This window comes from Bradyrhizobium sp. 139 (assembly GCF_023074175.1).
Classification (GTDB): Bacteria; Pseudomonadota; Alphaproteobacteria; order Rhizobiales; family Xanthobacteraceae; genus Bradyrhizobium.
Genome location: NZ_JADPKS010000045.1, coordinates 85941 through 103342, shown reverse-complemented (window position 1 = coordinate 103342; position 17402 = coordinate 85941). Strand labels below are relative to the sequence as shown.

General features: G+C 64.0%; 18 protein-coding genes and 1 other RNA gene. 16 read left to right on the top strand and 3 right to left on the bottom strand.

The features are described 5' to 3' along the window. Positions 1–61: 61 nt before the first annotated feature. Positions 62–580, bottom strand: coding sequence for a ClpXP protease specificity-enhancing factor SspB (locus IVA80_RS11535; protein WP_247429333.1), 519 nt, complete (start codon positions 578–580; stop codon positions 62–64). Between the two features lie 116 nt (positions 581–696). Continuing rightward, positions 697–1061, bottom strand: a transfer-messenger RNA (tmRNA) gene (gene ssrA / locus IVA80_RS11530). Positions 1062–1144: 83 nt separating this feature from the next. Between ssrA and IVA80_RS11525 the strand changes: the two genes are divergently transcribed. The 11 genes from IVA80_RS11525 (at position 1145) to IVA80_RS11475 (ending at position 10916) form a co-directional block, all read left to right on the top strand. After that, on the top strand, positions 1145–1741 hold the full coding sequence (locus tag IVA80_RS11525) for a chromate transporter (protein ID WP_247429330.1): 597 nt from the start codon (positions 1145–1147) through the stop codon (positions 1739–1741). Between the two features lie 4 nt (positions 1742–1745). Then, entirely contained in the window at positions 1746–2276 is a 531-nt protein-coding gene (locus IVA80_RS11520) for a chromate transporter (protein WP_247429327.1), read from the top strand. Positions 2277–2370: 94 nt separating this feature from the next. After that, a complete protein-coding gene (locus IVA80_RS11515) occupies positions 2371–3132 on the top strand; it encodes a tripartite tricarboxylate transporter TctB family protein (protein WP_247429324.1) in 762 nt (253 codons plus the stop codon). A 7-nt stretch (positions 3133–3139) separates the two neighbouring features. After that, positions 3140–4705: a tripartite tricarboxylate transporter permease gene (locus tag IVA80_RS11510; protein WP_247429321.1), complete on the top strand. Its 1566-nt coding sequence runs from the start codon at positions 3140–3142 to the stop codon at positions 4703–4705. Between the two features lie 242 nt (positions 4706–4947). Beyond that, on the top strand, positions 4948–5742 hold the full coding sequence (locus tag IVA80_RS11505; protein WP_247429318.1) for a thymidylate synthase: 795 nt from the start codon (positions 4948–4950) through the stop codon (positions 5740–5742). A gap of 61 nt (positions 5743–5803) precedes the next feature. Beyond that, a complete protein-coding gene (locus IVA80_RS11500; protein WP_247429315.1) occupies positions 5804–6289 on the top strand; it encodes a GNAT family N-acetyltransferase in 486 nt (161 codons plus the stop codon). Then, entirely contained in the window at positions 6289–6798 is a 510-nt protein-coding gene (locus IVA80_RS11495; RefSeq protein ID WP_247429312.1) for a dihydrofolate reductase, read from the top strand. Before IVA80_RS11500 ends, IVA80_RS11495 begins: the two co-directional genes overlap by 1 nt. 153 nt (positions 6799–6951) lie before the next feature. Next, on the top strand, positions 6952–8091 hold the full coding sequence (gene hflK / locus IVA80_RS11490) for an FtsH protease activity modulator HflK (protein ID WP_247429309.1): 1140 nt from the start codon (positions 6952–6954) through the stop codon (positions 8089–8091). Then, entirely contained in the window at positions 8088–8984 is an 897-nt protein-coding gene (locus tag IVA80_RS11485) for a protease modulator HflC (RefSeq protein WP_247429306.1), read from the top strand. The genes hflK and IVA80_RS11485 overlap by 4 nt, the downstream gene beginning before the upstream one ends. A 71-nt stretch (positions 8985–9055) precedes the next feature. Further along, the gene (locus tag IVA80_RS11480) at positions 9056–9262 is read left to right on the top strand and encodes a DUF2065 domain-containing protein (RefSeq protein ID WP_025038031.1); all 207 of its coding nucleotides are present in this window, start codon (positions 9056–9058) and stop codon (positions 9260–9262) included. Positions 9263–9416: 154 nt separating this feature from the next. After that, complete coding sequence (locus IVA80_RS11475) at positions 9417–10916, top strand: Do family serine endopeptidase (RefSeq protein ID WP_247429302.1); 1500 nt, start codon at positions 9417–9419, stop codon at positions 10914–10916. A gap of 94 nt (positions 10917–11010) precedes the next feature. Here IVA80_RS11475 and serB read toward each other — a convergent pair whose 3' ends face one another. Continuing rightward, positions 11011–11916 carry a phosphoserine phosphatase SerB gene (gene serB / locus IVA80_RS11470; protein ID WP_247429299.1) on the bottom strand — a complete coding sequence of 302 codons (906 nt, stop codon included), beginning with the start codon at positions 11914–11916 and terminating at the stop codon, positions 11011–11013. A gap of 12 nt (positions 11917–11928) precedes the next feature. Between serB and miaA the strand changes: the two genes are divergently transcribed. The 5 genes from miaA to IVA80_RS11445 all read left to right on the top strand — a co-directional run bounded on the left by miaA (position 11929) and on the right by IVA80_RS11445 (position 17376). Beyond that, positions 11929–12861, top strand: a complete 933-nt coding sequence (gene miaA / locus IVA80_RS11465) for a tRNA (adenosine(37)-N6)-dimethylallyltransferase MiaA (protein WP_247429296.1) — start codon at positions 11929–11931, stop codon at positions 12859–12861. Between the two features lie 349 nt (positions 12862–13210). Then, the gene (locus IVA80_RS11460; protein ID WP_247429293.1) at positions 13211–14986 is read left to right on the top strand and encodes an acetolactate synthase 3 large subunit; all 1776 of its coding nucleotides are present in this window, start codon (positions 13211–13213) and stop codon (positions 14984–14986) included. 153 nt (positions 14987–15139) lie between these two features. Continuing rightward, positions 15140–16111 carry a threonine dehydratase gene (locus IVA80_RS11455; protein ID WP_247429290.1) on the top strand — a complete coding sequence of 324 codons (972 nt, stop codon included), beginning with the start codon at positions 15140–15142 and terminating at the stop codon, positions 16109–16111. Positions 16112–16134: 23 nt separating this feature from the next. Beyond that, entirely contained in the window at positions 16135–16677 is a 543-nt protein-coding gene (gene ilvN / locus IVA80_RS11450) for an acetolactate synthase small subunit (RefSeq protein ID WP_247429286.1), read from the top strand. A 3-nt stretch (positions 16678–16680) separates the two neighbouring features. Continuing rightward, positions 16681–17376 (top strand): class I SAM-dependent methyltransferase, encoded by a 696-nt coding sequence (locus IVA80_RS11445; protein ID WP_247429283.1) that lies wholly within the window; start codon positions 16681–16683, stop codon positions 17374–17376. Positions 17377–17402 lie beyond the last annotated feature (26 nt).

The window sequence follows — 17402 nt, the reverse complement described above, 5'->3', positions numbered from 1 at the left end:
CTTCATGTGCCTCTATATAGAGAGTTTGGCGGCCTGCGACGGGGCTCGCGCCCAAGCTAGATCATTTCTTGCGGAAACGATCGAGCCTCACCACCTCGGCGCCGCCCTGGTTCGGGGCGGTCGGCTCCTCGGCGCTTTCCGCCGGTTCAGTGGCAGGCGCGGGCACCGCGACGGCCGACGGTGCGGGAGCGGCCGGCAATGTCTCGGTCGAGACCTCGGCGACATCGGAGGTGTCGAACTGGAGGCCGAACTTCACGGACGGATCGAGGAAGCTCTTGATCGCGCTGAACGGCACGATCAGCCGCTCCGGAATGCCGCCGAAGGACAGGCCGACCTCGAAACGATCCTCGAGCACGGTCAGATCCCAAAACTGGTGCTGGAGAATGATCGTCATCTCTTCCGGATATTGCGCCAGCAACCGCGACGAAATCTTCACCCCCTCGGCCTTCGACACGAAGGTGATGAAGAAATGATGCTCGCCCGGCAATCCATGGGACGCGGCATCGGTCAGCACCTTGCGCAGCACGCCGCGCAGTGCGTCGCGGGCCAGCACATCGTATCGGATATGATCGGTCGCCATGATCGTCCTGTCGCGTTCCCGAAGCCGGGCCCTGCCGGCCCGACTCGCCAAGCCACAATAGTACCGCGCCTGACGGGTCAGCAGGAGTCCCCGCCGGGAAGGAAATTAAAGAGGTAAGTGGAGGCTTCTGTTGCCAGGTGCCTCCGAACCCCGCCTAACGGAGCTTAACCCGTTAGGACTTCAGAATGGTCTTTCAAACTGCGTTACGCAGCCTGAGCAACCGGAGCAAAGTTGTCGTTGGCAACTATTGCATAGCCCGATAACGGCGGAACAATACCGAGAAAAAGAACGCCCTTTACGCCCTCGTCGATCCTATTTCGCCCCCGCCAAAGCCCGCTCTGGGCTAGCCCGCTGGTGGGCTTTGGTGGAGGCGCCGGGTACCGCCCCCGGGTCCGAATGGTTTATTACGACGACCGTTTATTTCCATAGCCGGCGAACCGGCATCCCCAATATAGGGGGCAAAGCTTTCAAATGACAGGGGTTTGGCGGGACCACGATGAGGTTCCTTTGGATAGGTTCCCGATGGCCTTGGCCGCACGATCGCGTCCGCTCTAAGCTCCTGACATGTCCCCGGATTCAGCACCGGCCGCCCACGAGCCGGACATCCCCGCCGCCCAGGCCCCTCCGCCCGGCCTCGTCGCGCTGTTCCTGGCGTTCGCGCGGATGTCGCTGGCCGGCTTCGGCGGGGTTTTGGTGTTTGCCCGCCACGCCATCGTCGATCAGCACCGCTGGATGAGCGCGGACGAGTTCAACGAGACCTTTGCGCTCTGTCATTTCCTGCCGGGGCCCAACATCGTCAACCTGTCGATGGTGTTCGGCGCGCGGCTGCGCGGGATCGCGGGCGGCGTTGCCGCCTTTGCCGGACTGTTGCTGCCGCCGACGCTGATCATGACCGTGCTTGCGATCATCTACGCCCGGTTTGGCGATGTGGATGTGCTGCGCCGCAGCCTTGCCGGCATCTCCTGCGCGGCGGTCGGGCTGCTGATCGCGGTGGTCTTCCGCATGATGATGCCATTGCTCAAGCGGATGGACATTGTCGTGCTCATTCTCATGGTCGGGGTGTTGGTAGCGATCGGGGTGCTCCGCCTGCCGCTTCAGGCGGTGCTGCTGGTCGCGATTCCCGTCAGCATCGGCGTGACCTTCCTGATCGGCGGAAGGTAGCGGCATGAACGCCGAGAACCCGATCTGGGCGCTGATCTCCACCTTTGGCCTGATGTCGCTGTTCGCGGTCGGCGGCGCGGCGGCGGCGGTGCCCGAGATGCACCGCATCGCGGTCGAGGTGCATCACTGGATGACCGACAAGCAGTTCGCCGACGCCTATGCGATCGCGCAGCTCTCACCGGGTCCGAACGTGCTTATCGTCACGTTAATCGGCTATGCCGTCGCCGGCATCCCTGGAGCGCTGGCAGCGACGCTGGCGATGTGCTTGCCGACGGCGCTGCTTGCCTATTATGTCAGCCGGCTTCTGAACCGGCCGGGCCAATCGCGCTGGCCCGGCCTGATTCAGGCTGCACTGGTTCCGCTGTCGATCGGATTGATGGCAGCCAGCGCCCTGATCCTCGCCCAGTCGACCGATCGCACCGTTGCTGCGCTGCTACTGACCGCGGTGGTTGCAGTGGTGGCATCCATCTCGCGCATCAATCCACTATGGCTTTTGCTCGCCGGGGGCCTGTTGGGTTTTGCTGGCATTGTGTAATGAAAATCGCTAGGCAGTGAGCCGGGCGGGGGATCTATTTCCAGCCGATTAGAACAACAGTGCTCGTGACTTACGGGTCGCGGAGGAGACATGCATGGCCGATACGATGGGCCACTCAGCGACTGCCAAAAGAAACACGTCGGTGGCGCTCGGCTTCTGCCTGCTGGCGATAGCGCCGCAGATTTTCGAATTCATCTGGTCGATCGGAACGATCCTTGGCTGGGGCGCCGGGCGCGGCCCATCCACCGTCGTGATCAGCCATGCAACGGCGCTGCTCGCGGGCGCCCCCGGCGCCTTGCTGGGAGCGGTCGGCGGTGACACCAAGAAGGCGTCGTCGGATGTGCTGCTGGCGCTGATCTATTCCTATCCGTTGTTTGCGGTGGCGATCCTCACGATCTTCATGACGATCAGGTCGGCACAGGACTATGTCGGCGGGATCGTTCTGATGGCGCTCGCCTTGTTCGCGCTGTGGGCCTCCAGCGATTTGCAGGGTATGCGCGGCTTCTCCTTTGGCGCAGGCACGGCGCCGCGGATGTTTGGCGGGCTGCTCGTCGCACTTGGCGCCGGCATCGCGCTGACGGGACTGCTGACCGATGGGCCGGGGATGGCGCACTATGCCTGGCGCGGGCCCCTGTTCGTGATGGTCTCGATCGTCTTCTTCGCTTTGGCGATTCGTCCGCTTGGGGTGGTGGTTACGGCGTTCGCGAGCTTTATGATCGCGGCGACGGGCACGCATGAGACGCGCTGGGTCGAAGCGATCATCGTAGGCGCCTGCCTGACGCTCGGCTGCGCGCTGCTCTTCCCCTACGTGCTCGGGCTGCCGATGCCGATGTTCCCGCGCTTCCTGGTTCAGTGAGGGTGTGATGTTCGATCTCTTCCACAATCTGGGCCTCGGTTTCGGCGTGGTGTTTCAGATCTCCTGGTGGTCACCCTGGTGGCTCTACGGCCTGTCGCTCCCGATCTCGATCAATATTCTCATGTGCCTGATTGGCGCATTGGTCGGCACGCTTGTCGGCGTGCTGCCGGGCATCGGCACCGTCGCAACCGTGGCGATGCTCCTGCCGATCACGTTCGGATTGCCGCCGGTTGGCGCGCTGATCATGCTCGCCGGCATCTATTACGGTGCTCAGTACGGCGGCTCGACCACCTCGATCCTGGTCAATATTCCCGGTGAGGCGACATCGGTCGTCACGGCCATCGACGGCCACCAGATGGCGAAGCAGGGCCGTGCCGGCCCGGCGCTGGCGATCGCGGCGATCGGCTCATTCTTCGCCGGCTGCGTTGCGACCGTGCTCATCGCCATCCTCGGTGCGCCGCTTACCAAGCTCGCGCTGGCGTTCGGTCCGGCCGAATATTTCTCGCTGATGGTGCTCGGCCTGATCTTCGCGGTGGTGCTGGCCAAGGGCTCGGTGCTGAAAGCGATCGCGATGATCGTGTTCGGCCTGTTGCTGTCGATGGTCGGCTCTGACATCGAGACCGGCGCCTCGCGCATGGCGTTCAACATTCCGGAGCTCGCCGACGGGCTGGGCTTCGCGACGGTAGCGATGGGCGTGTTTGGTTTCGCCGAGATCATCCGCAATCTCGATGCCGGCGCCGAGATGAACCGCGACCTCGTGCAGCAGAAGATCACCGGCCTGATGCCGACCAGGAAGGACCTGATCGACTCGACGCCTGCGATCCTGCGCGGCACCGTCCTCGGCTCGATCCTCGGCATCCTGCCGGGCGGCGGCGCGGTCATCGCGTCCTTTGCGTCCTATACGCTCGAGAAGAAGATCGCCAAAAATCCGTCGCGGTTCGGCCGCGGCGCGATCGAGGGCGTGGCGGCGCCGGAAAGCGCCAACAACGCCGCGGCACAGACCTCCTTCATCCCGCTACTGACACTCGGCATCCCGCCGAACGCCGTGATGGCGCTGATGGTGGGCGCGATGACCATTCACGGCATCGTGCCGGGCCCGCAGGTGATGCAGAAGCAGCCGGAGCTCGTCTGGGGCATGATCGCCTCGATGTGGATCGGCAATCTGATGCTGATCATCATCAACCTGCCGCTGGTCGGAATCTGGGTGCGGCTGTTGCGCGTCCCCTACCGGCTGATGTTCCCCTCGATCGTGATCTTCTGCGCGATCGGCATCTACTCGGTGAACAACGCGCCGGTCGACGTCATCCTCGCGGGCGTGTTTGGTCTCGTCGGCTATTGGTTGATCAAGCACGATTTCGAGCCGGCGCCGCTGCTACTCGGCATGGTGCTTGGACCGTTGATGGAAGAGAACCTGCGCCGCGCGCTGCTGATCTCGCGCGGCGACTGGAGCGTGTTCCTGACGCGTCCGCTGTCGGCCGTGCTGCTCGCGATTGCGGCCTTCCTCCTGGTGCTCACGGTGCTGCCCGCGTTGCGCGCCAAGCGCGACGAGGTGTTCACCGAATCCGAAAACTGAGGGCGCCGCGCCGCCCTACGTCGGCGCGCCGGTGCTCAAGCCGGCAAGTTAGCCAGCTGGAACAAGCTGATAGGCAAGGGGCGGGACACTGAAGTCCCGCCCCTTGTCGTTTGCCCCGGGAACGCTCATTTTTTCCGGGTATAATGCGTATGGATGGCGAATCGCCGCTGTCGCAGCGCGGGGACGGCCGCTAAGTTCACCGCCTCCCCAAAGGCTGCCGTCTTCCTAAAGGTTTTTGGCACATGCATCAGTATCAGGACCTGCTCGAGCGGATTCTTTCAGACGGCGCCGAGAAGACCGATCGGACCGGCACCGGCACGCTGTCGGTGTTCGGCCATCAGATGCGCTTCAACCTGTCCGCCGGCTTTCCGATGCTGACCACCAAGCGGCTGCCGCTGAAGGCGATCGTGCATGAGCTGCTGTGGTTCCTGAAGGGCGACACCAACATCAAATATCTGCGCGACAACGGCGTCACCATCTGGGACGAGTGGGCGGACGCCAATGGCGATCTCGGCCCGGTCTACGGCCACCAATGGCGCTCCTGGCCCGCACCTGACGGGCGCAGCATCGACCAGATCGCTGGTGTCGTCGACATGATCAAGCGCAATCCGGACTCGCGCCGCCTGATCGTCTCGGCCTGGAATCCGGCCGAGGTGGACAAGATGGCGTTGCCGCCGTGCCACTGCCTGTTCCAATTCTACGTCGCCAACGGCAAGCTGTCGTGCCAGCTCTATCAGCGCTCGGCCGACGTCTTCCTCGGCGTGCCCTTCAACATCGCCTCCTATGCATTGCTCACCATGATGGTCGCGCAGGTCACCGGCTTGAAGCCCGGCGACTTCGTGCATTCGTTTGGCGACACCCATCTCTACTCCAACCATCTGGAGCAGGCGCGGCTCCAGCTCACGCGCGCGCCGCGTGCGCTGCCGGCGATGCGGATCAATCCCGACGTGAAGGACATCTTCTCCTTCCGCTACGAGGATTTCGAGCTGGTCGGCTACGATCCGCATCCGCACATCAAGGCGGAAGTCGCGGTCTAGCGCATGATCCGGAAAAGTGTGCAGCGGTTTTCCGATATGATCATGCGGGCGGTTTAAAGCGATGTCGCTCAACATTCGTCGCGTGCGCCCGGGCGAAACCGGGCTTGTTTTGGCTTTCATTCGCGAGCTTGCTGAATATGAAAAGCTTGCGCACGAGGTCGAGGCGACCGAGGCGATGATCGCGGACGCGCTGTTCGGTGAAAGCCCACAAGTCCATTGCGCGATCGCCGAATGGAACGGCGAGCCCGTCGGCTTTGCGGTGTGGTTCGTGAATTTCTCCACCTTTAGCGGCCGCCACGGCATTTATCTCGAAGATATTTATGTGCGGCCGTCGCATCGGGGCAGGGGCCTCGGCAAGGCGCTTCTGATTTATCTCGCAAAGGAATGCGTCGACAATGGCTGGTCGCGCCTGCAATGGGCGGTGCTCGACTGGAACGCGCCGTCGATCGCTTTCTACAAATCGCTCGGCGCGGTGATGATGGATGACTGGACGCTGTGCCGAGTCACCGGCCCCGCGCTGGCACGACTTGCCGGGAGCGCGTCCTGATGGAGATCGTCTTCGTCGTCGCGATCGCGGAGAACGGCGTCATCGGCGCCGGCAACGCGATCCCGTGGCGGCTGAAATCCGACATGGCGCGCTTCAAGGCGCTCACGATCGGCAAGCCCGTGATCATGGGCCGCAAGACCTTCGAATCCCTGCGCCGGCCGCTTCCGGGCCGTACCAACATCGTCATCACGCGGGATGCGGATTATCGCGCCAATGGTGCCATCGTCACGACATCGGCTGCCGATGCAGGCGCAGTCGCGCGCGGCGATGCCCTGCGGCGTTCGGTCGCCGAGATCGCCGTGATCGGCGGCGCCGAGATCTATCGGCAATGGCTCGATGCCGCCGATCGCCTCGAAATCACCGAAGTGCATGCGCGCCCCGAAGGCGACACGTATTTCGACATCGACCGGGCGGAATGGGAGGAGACGGCGCGCATCCGTCATCCCGCCGGACCTGACGACAGCGCCGACTACTCCTATGTGACATATCGTCGGCGGGCGGGCCATTAACCGCATTTGTCAATGTTTACATTGACTTTTTCGTGCCCGAGCATAGCTCGAAAGACAGCCCGGGCCGCGTTGTAAGGGACTTGCCTGTCCCCTATAAAGCCGGACCGGACCAAGCGGGCGGGGGCAATTCCTCCCTGCCGAGGAGAGCATCGAATGCCGTGGAAGAATCAGGGCGGTGGCCCGTGGGGCTCGGGTCCGAAGGGACCATGGGGCAACGGCCCGCAACCGGTCGGGCCGAGACCGCCGGATTTGGAAGATCTTCTGCGGCGCGGTCAGGACCGCCTCCAGCAGATCATGCCGGGCGGGTATTTCTCCGGCATCGGCATCACGCTGATCCTGCTCATCATCATCGCGCTCTGGCTGCTTTCGGGCTTCTTCCGCGTGCAGTCCGAAGAGCAGGGCGTGGTGCTGCGCTTCGGCAAGCACGTGCGGACCGTGGATCCGGGCCTGAACTATCATCTGCCCTATCCGATCGAGACCGTGCTGCTGCCGAAGGCGCTGCGTGTCTCCACAATCTCCATCGGCATGACGTTGATCGATGATCCGGCCCGGCGCGGCCGCTCGATCCGCGACGTGCCGGAAGAAAGCCTGATGCTGACCGGCGACGAGAACATCGTCGACGTCGACTTCACCGTGCTCTGGCGCATCAAGCCGAACGGCGTCGGCAACTTCCTGTTCAACATCCAGAACCCCGAAGGCACCGTGAAGGCCGTCGCCGAGAGCGCGATGCGCGAGGTGATCGGCCGCTCCAACATCCAGCCGATCCTGACCGGGGCGCGGACGCAGACCGAAACGACTGTGCAGGACTTGATGCAGAAGACGCTCGACAGCTACGGCGCCGGCATCCAGATCGCCCAGGTGCAGATGCAGAAGGTCGACCCGCCCGCCCAGGTGATCGATGCGTTCCGTGACGTGCAGGCGGCGCGCGCCAACCTCGAGCAGTTGCAGAACGAAGCGCAGACCTACGCCAACAAGATCGTGCCGGAAGCGCGCGGCCGGGCGGCGCAGATCATGCAGGCGGCCGAAGGCTACAAGGAACAGGCGGTTGCCGAGGCCAGGGGCCAGAGCTCGCGCTTCCTGAAGGTGTACGACGAATACAAGAAGGCGCCCGACGTGACGCGTGAACGGATTTATCTGGAGACCATGGAACGCGTGCTCGGCGGCTCGGAGAAGCTGATCTATGACGGAAGCTCCTCGGGTCAGGGCGTCGTGCCCTATCTCCCGCTCAGCGAATTGACGCCCAAGCGGCCGTCCTCCACGGCCGGCCAGCAGTCGAGCGGAGGCAGCCGATGAGGTCTCCGGTCACAGGTATCGTCGCGCTTCTCGGACTTCTCCTGGTCCTGATCGTCGCCTACATGTCGCTGTTCACGGTGCAACAGACCGAGCAGACCATCGTGCTGCAGTTCGGTAAGCCGGTGGACGTCGTCAGAGACCCCGGGCTGCACTTCAAGGCGCCCTGGAACTCCGTAATCAATATCGACAAGCGGATCCTCGATCTGGAGAATCCCTCGCAGGAGGTCATCGCCTCCGACCAGAAGCGCCTCGTGGTCGATGCCTTCGCGCGTTACCGGATCAAGGACGCGTTGCGTTTTTATCAGAGTGTCGGCTCGATCCAGGCCGCCAACCTCCAGCTCACGTCGCTGCTGAACGCGGCGCTGCGCCGTGTTCTCGGCGAGGTCAACTTCATCATCGTGGTACGTGACGAGCGTGAGAAGCTGATGGGCCGCATCCGCGAGCAGCTCGACCACGAGGCCGACGGCTACGGCATCGAGGTCGTCGACGTCCGCATCCGCCGCGCCGATCTGCCGGAGCAGAACAGCCAGGCGGTCTACCAGCGCATGCAGACCGAACGTCAGCGTGAAGCCGCCGAGTTCCGCGCGCAGGGCGGTCAGAAGGCGCAGGAGATCCGCTCCAAGGCCGATCGCGAGGCAACGGTGATCATTGCCGAAGCCAATTCGACCGCCGAGCAGACACGCGGCGTGGGCGACGCCGAGCGCAACCGTCTGTTCGCCGAAGCCTACGGCAAGGATGCGGACTTCTTCGCCTTCTACCGCTCGATGACGGCCTATGAGAACGGGCTGCGCTCGAGCGACACCCGTTTCCTGCTGCGCCCCGACTCGGATTTCTTCCGGTATTTCAGTAACCCGAGCGGCAAGACGGCGACTGGGACACCGGCCAATCCGTAAGCGCGACAGAGGGCGGCAGTTCTGCCGCCCTTCGTCCAGACAAGAACAGCATAACGGGAGGTTCCAATCCGATGAGGTCCATTGCGTTCGCCGACTTCCTCATCGGCCTAGGCATCCTGTTCGTGCTCGAAGGCTTGATGTTCGCGGCAAGTCCCAATTGGATGCGCAAGGCCATGAAGAGCGCCATCGCCACGCCGGACAATATCCTGCGGGCCGTTGGGATCGGTTCGGCCGTGGCCGGCTTGGTCTTGATCTGGGTTATGCGCCGCCCGATTTAGGCACGCCAACGCCAAAGTGAAGGCGAGAGACCGGTTTTCGCCGTATTATCCGGGTCTCGAGGGCCGTTAAGCTCCGCGCTTGCGCCGTCCCCCCGTTCGAGCGCAGTCTTGGAGGCATATCCTTGGCGCCGAATCCTGTTCTCTGGAGAAACCAATGACTGCTGCCACCATTGCCCCGACCCGCTTGCGCCTAGGGCTGGTCGCGCTCGCCGTCAGTGCATTCAGCGCCTTCGGCACGCCGGCCCTTGCGCGCGGACCGGAGGGCATCGCTGACGTCGCCGAGAAGGTGATCGACGCGGTCGTCAACATCTCGACCTCGCAAACGGTCGAAGCCAAGGGCGGCGGCAGCAACACCATGCCGCAACTGCCGCCCGGCTCGCCCTTCGAGGAGTTCTTCGACGACTTCTTCAAAAATCGTCGCAGTCCCGGCGGCGGCAGCAAGGGCGGCGAGCGCGGTGACAACCCGCCCCGCAAGACCAACTCGCTCGGCTCCGGCTTCATCATCGACACATCAGGCGTTGCCGTCACCAACAACCACGTCATCGCTGACGCCGACGAGATCAACGTGATCCTCAACGACGGCACCAAGATCAAGGCCGAGCTGGTCGGCGTCGACAAGAAGACCGATCTTGCCGTGCTGAAGTTCAAGCCGACGAAGCCGTTGGTAGCCGTGAAGTTCGGCGACTCCGACAAGCTGCGCCTCGGCGACTGGGTGGTCGCGATCGGCAATCCCTTCAGTCTCGGCGGCACAGTGACGGCCGGCATTGTCTCGGCCAAGAACCGCGACATCTCCTCGGGGCCCTATGACAGCTACATCCAGACCGACGCCTCCATCAACCGCGGCAATTCCGGCGGTCCGCTGTTCAACCTCGATGGCGATGTCATCGGCGTCAACACGCTGATCATCTCCCCCTCCGGCGGCTCGATCGGCATCGGCTTTGCCGTGCCGTCGAAGACGGTTGTTGCCGTAGTCGACCAGCTCCGCCAGTTCGGCGAACTGCGCCGCGGCTGGCTGGGCGTGCGCATCCAGAGCGTCACCGACGAGATCGCCGAGAGCCTCAACATCAAGCCCGCGCGCGGCGCGCTGGTCGCCGGCATCGACGACAAGGGGCCGGCCAAGCCCGCCGGCATCGAGCCCGGCGACGTCGTCGTCAAGTTCGACGGCAAGGACGTCAAGGATCCCAAGGATCTCTCCCGCGTCGTCGCTGACACAGCGGTCGGCAAGGAGGTCGATGTCGTCATCATCCGCAAGGGCCAGGAGGAGATCAAGAAGGTCACGCTCGGCCGTCTCCAGGATCCCGAGAAGGTGCAGGCCGCGGTGAAGACCGACGAGCCCGCGCCGGAAAAGACCGTCACGCAGAAGGCGCTCGGCCTCGATCTTGCGGCGCTCAGCAAGGATTTGCGCACGCGCTACAAGATCAAGGACAGCGTGAAGGGCGTGGTCGTCACCAATGTCGACGCCAATTCGGACGCTGCCGAGAAGCGCCTCTCTGCCGGCGACGTCATCGTCGAGGTGGCACAGGAGTCCGTCTCAAGCGGCGCCGACATCCAAAAGCGGGTCGACCAGCTCAAGAAGGACGGCAAGAAGTCGGTGTTGCTGCTGGTGTCAAACGGCGACGGCGAGCTGCGCTTTGTGGCGCTGAGCGTGCAGTAGCTTCATCCGTCATTCCGGGCGATGCGAAGCATCGAACCCGGAATCTTGAGGTTCCGGGTCTGGTGCTTCGCACCATCCCGGAACGACGTGCGTGTCAGCTTTCCACGAACTCGTCCCGTCGATACCCCTGCGCATAGAGCAGCGCGGTGAGATCGCCATGATCGATCCGTGCAGCCGCCGCAGCAGCGACCGCGGGCTTCGCGTGATACGCCACGCCCAGCCCCGCCGCCTGGATCATCGCGAGATCGTTGGCGCCATCGCCGACCACGACGGAGTCGATGTCGTCGAGATCAAACGATTCCATCAAATCCACCAGCGTCGCAAGCTTTGCTGCGCGCCCCAAAATCGGCTCCTTCACCTCCCCGGTGAATTTGCCGTCGCGCACGACGAGCTCGTTGGCGCGGTTCTCCTGGAACCCGATCTTGGCCGCGACGGCGCTTGTGAACAGGGTGAAGCCCCCGGAGACCAGGCAGGTATAGGCGCCGTGCGCGCGCATGGTCGCGACCAGCGTGCTGCCGCCCTGGGTCAATGTGATGCGCTTGGCCAGCACCTCGTCGACCACGTTGGCAGGAAGGTCCTTCAGAAGCGCGACGCGCTCGCGCAGCGCCGGCTCGAACTCGATCTCGCCGCGCATCGCGCGTTCGGTGATCGCGGACACGTGGGCCTTCATCCCGACGAGATCGGCGAGCTCATCGATGCATTCCTGGCCGATCATGGTGGAATCCATGTCGGCGAGAAAAAGCTTCTTGCGCCGGAAGCCGACTGGCTGCACCACGATGTCGATGGGCAGGTCGCCGCGAAGTTCGCGCAACCGTTGTTCGATGGCGTGGCGGTCGCCTTCGAGGTTACTGTCGGCGCCGAAGGCCACGTCGACTGCAACGCCGTCGAACAACCAGTGCGCCGGTTGGGCCTGGGGCAGCACGGCGCGGGCGCCGTCGACGACGGTGCTATCGAGTGCGGGATTCTCGGGGTTGCAGATCAGCGTGGCGACGAGGGACATTTTGAGGTTTTCGTGAGCGAGGGGCAAGTCAGCAGAAGGCATGTTGGCAAGGCCGTGCTTATCGCAGGCCCGACCGCCAGCGGCAAGTCGGCGCTGGCGCTGGAGCTTGCCATGAGCGCGGGCGGCGTCGTCATCAATGCCGATTCCATGCAGGTCTATCGTGACCTCCGCATCATCACCGCGCGCCCCACACATGGCGAGGAAGCGCGCACGCCGCACCGTCTCTACGGCCACGTCGATGCGGCCGTGAATTTCTCGGCCGGCGCCTGGGTGGCCGACGCCGCGAAGGCGCTGCAAGAGGCGAGAGCCGAAGGCCGCCTGCCGATCTTCATCGGCGGCACAGGGCTTTATTTCAAGGCGCTGACGGCGGGCCTCTCCGTGGTGCCGCCGATTCCCGCCGAATTACGTGAGGACGTTCGCGCGCGGCTGGAGCGGAACGGCGTCGAGGCGCTGCACGAGGAACTTGCACGCCGCGATCCGCGCGCCGCCGAACGATTGAACCTGCGCGACCGGACGCGGATCGCCCGCGCGCTCGAAGTGGTCGAAGCGACGGGCCGTTCGCTGCTTGACTGGCACCACGAAGGCCAGCCTCCGCTGCTGCCCAAAGACAGCTTTCGCGCGGTGTTTCTCGCCCCCGAGCGCGACGAGCTCTATGCCCGTATCGATGCCCGCTTCGATGCCATGCTCGGTGTCGGCGCGCTGAAGGAGGTCGAGCGGCTTGCCGCCCGGCGCCTCGATCCGCTGCTGCCGGCCATGAAGGCCCATGGCGTGCCGGCTTTGATCCGGCATCTGCGCGGTGAACTCGGCCTTCAGGAGGCGGCCACGATCGGCCGGGCCGACACCCGCCACTACGCCAAGCGGCAGTTCACCTGGTTCCGGCACCAATTGCCCGAATTCGAATGGGTGAAGCCGGAGGAGGCGAGAGGGTGGCTCGCCGCATCGTGAATGCGGCCGGGACCCGGATTGACGTGCTTTTGTGCCGGGTTCCCGATTTTACCTCTCGCCGAAGTCCGGGAACACCGCTACACTGCCGAAATCGCGCGGGAACGGCCGCATTGCCTTGACATCCAGGCTTTGGCCGTTATGTTTCGCGCAACCTTTGGGAAGCCGGGCAGCGCCATGCGTAACATTATTACCAAACTCCTTATCGCCGTCGTACCCAGGCACACCGCCGGGGGTGGCTAGCTGCCATCCACATGACAGGCGGTGTGCATGGGCCCTCTTCGGGGCCTTTTTTATTTCCCGAACGCGACACGAACGAAGCCGCTGACAACAGCGCATCCGGAGCAAGCCAATGAGCGACAAGAGCCACGATCCGAACCAGATGACCGGCGCAGCGATGATCGTCCGCGCGCTCATCGATCATGGTGTGACCGACATTTTCGGCTATCCCGGCGGCGCCGTGCTTCCGATCTATGACGAGATCTTCCAGCAGAGCGAGGTCCAGCACATCCTGGTCCGCCACGAGCAGGGCGCGGGCCACGCCGCCGAGGGCTATGCGCGCTCGACCGGCAAGCCGGGGGTTGCGCTGGTGACCTCCGGACCCGGCGCCACCAACATGGTGACGCCGCTGACCGACGCGCTGATGGACTCGATCCCGCTGGTCTGCATCTCCGGCCAGGTGCCGACGCATCTGATCGGCAACGACGCGTTCCAGGAGTGCGACACGGTCGGCATCACGCGGCCCTGCACCAAGCACAACTGGCTGGTGCGCGACGTCAACGATCTCGCCAAGGTGCTGCACGAGGCCTTCTACGTCGCGACCTCCGGCCGCCCCGGTCCGGTGCTGGTCGACGTGCCCAAGGACGTGCAGTTCGCGACCGGCACCTATCATCCGCCGCGCAAGTCTGACGTACACAGGTCCTATGCGCCGCGCGTGAAGGGCGACGCGACGCAGATCCGCAAGGCCGTGGCGCTGCTCGCCAACGCCAAGCGCCCGGTGATCTACAGCGGCGGTGGCGTGATCAATTCCGGCCCCGAGGCGACCAAGCTCTTGCGCGAACTGGTGGAGGTCACCGGTTTCCCGATCACCTCCACGCTGATGGGTCTCGGTGCATATCCGGCGTCGGGCAAGAACTGGCTGGGCATGCTCGGCATGCACGGCACCTATGAAGCCAACATGACGATGCATGATTGCGACGTCATGCTGTGCGTCGGCGCGCGCTTCGACGACCGCATCACCGGCCGCGTCGATGCGTTCTCGCCTGGATCGAAGAAGATCCACATCGATATCGATCCGTCCTCGATCAACAAGAACATCCGCGTCGACGTGCCGATCATCGGTGATTGCGGCAACATCCTCGGCGACATCCTCCAGGTGTTCAAGGCGGAGGCGAAGAAGCCCGACGTCAAGGCGTGGTGGCAGCAGATCGCGCAGTGGCGCGCCCGCAACTCGCTCTATTACAGGAAGAGCAACGACGTCATCCTGCCGCAACACGCGATCCAGAGCCTGTTCGAGGCGACACGCGGCAAGGACACTTACATCACGACGGAAGTCGGCCAGCACCAGATGTGGGCGGCGCAGTTCTTCGGCTTCGAGGAGCCGCATCGCTGGATGACGTCGGGCGGTCTCGGCACCATGGGCTACGGCCTGCCGGCCGCCGTCGGCGTGCAGGTGGCCCACCCGGACAGCCTCGTCATCGACATCGCGGGCGACGCCTCGGTGCAGATGACGATGCAGGAGATGTCGACGGCGGTTCAGTACGAACTGCCGATCAAGATATTCATCCTGAACAACCAGTACATGGGCATGGTGCGGCAGTGGCAGCAGCTGCTCCACGGCAACCGGCTGTCGCATTCCTACTCCGAAGCGCTGCCGGATTTCGTCAAGCTCGCGGAAGCCTATGGCGGCGTCGGCATCCAGGTGCACAAGCCTGCCGATCTCGATGGCGCCATCCAGGAGATGATCTCGGTCAAGCGCCCGGTGCTGTTCGACTGCCGCGTCGCAGCGCTGGAAAACTGCTTCCCGATGATCCCCTCCGGCAAGGCGCACAACGAAATGCTACTGCCGGAGCAGGCGAACGACGAGGCCACGGCCAAGGCGTTTGCCGGCGGCAAGGCGCTGGTGTGAGCGTGATGGTCACAATTTCCGCTGTCATCGCCCGGCTTGACCGGGCGATCCAGTACGCCGCGGCCTCTCGATCACTCTCAGGGGTCTCTGGAATACTGGATCCCCGCCTTCGCGGGGATGATAGTTGCGAGAGATGGTTGATGGGAAGGTAAAATGTTCGACCTGACGGAGCTCGAGCGTGCACATGCGATCGTGGGGCAGGCGATGCCGGCGACGCCGGCGTACACCTGGCCACTGCTGAGCCAGCGGCTCGGCACGCAGGTCGTGGTCAAACACGAGAACCACACGCCGACCGGCGCCTTCAAGGTGCGCGGCGGTCTCGTCTATCTCGATCGGCTGAAGCGCGAGCGACCGAACGTTCCGGGCATCATCTCGGCGACGCGGGGCAATCATGGCCAGAGTCTGGCCTTTGCCGCGAGCCGCCACGGCGTACCGGCAGTGATTTACGTGCCGCACGGCAACTCGGTCGAGAAGAACCGGGCGATGAAGGCGTTTGGCGCGGAGCTCGTCGAGCATGGCGAGGACTTTCAGGCCGCCCGCGAGGAAGCCGAGCGACGCGCGCAATTTGCCAGGTTCCACATGGTGCCGTCGTTCCATCCTGATCTCGTGTTGGGCGTTGCGACTTATGCGCTCGAACTGTTCCGGACGGCGCCAGATCTCGATGTTCTCTATGTGCCGATCGGGCAGGGCTCTGGAATCTCCGGCTGCATCATGGCGCGCGACCTCCTGGGCCTGAAGACCGAGATCATCGGCGTGCAGTCGACCGAAGCACCGTCCTACGCGTTGTCGTTTGCGGCCGGCATGATCGTCACCACCGAGACCAGCAACACGCTGGCCGACGGCATGGCGACGCGCATCCCCGACGCGGAAGCCTTTGCGGTGATCCGGAAAGGTGCCGCGCGCATGGTGCAGGTTTCCGACGACGAGGTCGCCGCCGCGATCCGCGCCTATTGGACCGACACGCATAATCTCGCCGAAGGCGCGGGTGCTGCCGCGCTCGCCGCGGCGCTTCAGGAAAAGACCAGGCTGCCAGGCAAGCGCGTCGGTCTCGTGCTGTCGGGCGGCAATATCGATTTCGATCTGTTCCACCGTTGGGTCGGGACGGACGCGCCAGCGATGGCGTGACGGAGAGACAAGAGGGGACGATCATGAACCAGCCCGCATCCGCCTATTTCATCGAGGACCGCCACGATCCCAACGAGACGCATACGCTGTCGGTGCTTGTGCAGAACGAGCCGGGCGCGCTCGCGCGCGTCATCGGGCTGTTCTCCGGGCGCGGCTACAACATCGAGAGCCTCACGGTCTCGGAGACCGAGAGTCAGAAGCATCTGTCGCGCATCACCATCGTCACCACGGGCACGCCTATGGTGATCGAGCAGATCAAGCATCAGCTCGATCGCATGATCCCGGTCTATCGGGTAGTCGACATGACGCTGACTAAGCGCTCGATCGAGCGCGAGCTTGCGATGGTGAAGGTGCGCGGGGAGGGCGAGCACCGGGTCGAGGCGCTGCGCCTCGCCGATGCTTTCCGTGCCAGGGTGATCGATGCAACCACCGAGAGCTTCGTGTTCGAGATCACAGGCAATACGGACAAGATCAATCAGTTTATCGACCTGATGCGCCCGCTCGGCCTCGTCGAGGTGTCGCGCACCGGCGTTGCCGCGATCGGCCGCGGGCCTGAAGGAATGTGAACCATGCTGGCGCGCGACTGGTATTATAACGAGCGGAACCGGATAGGCATCGGGCCCGCGGTTGCCTCGATCTACGACAGCCACGAGGATGCCGATCTGCGCGCGCGCGCCGCGCTGAAAATGCTTGGCTTGCAGCGGGGATGGCGGATCGCCGACATCGGCTGCGGCAACGGCGTGCTGGCGACGGAAGCAGCGCTGATGGGCGCGGAGGTCGACGCCATCGATATCTCGCCGGCGATGCTGGCGCTCGCCGAGATCTATGCGCGCGACCGCAAGGCAAAGGTCGCGACGCAGTCCGCCGGCCTGCTCAGCTTCGCCTACCGACCGGAGTCCTATGACCTGATCGTCAGCGAGTTCACGCTGCACCATCTGCCGGATTTCTGGAAGGCGGTGGCGATGTCGCGGATCTATCGTGCACTGAAGCCGGGCGCCAGCTTCTATCTGCGCGACATTGTCTACGCCTCGATGCCTGATGCCATCGAGCGCGACGTCGACCAATGGGCCGACTTTGAGATCAAGAACCATGATTTTTCGCGCGAAGGCGTCGTCACGCACATGCGCGACGAATATTCCACCTTCGGCTGGGTGATGGAGCGGATGCTGACCGATGTTGGCTTCACGCTGGTCTCGGCCGATTACCATTCCCCGATGCACGGCACTTATCTGCTGCGGAAACCGAAAGCCGGCGAGCAAGGCTAGACGACAACAACAGGGCTGCACGACAG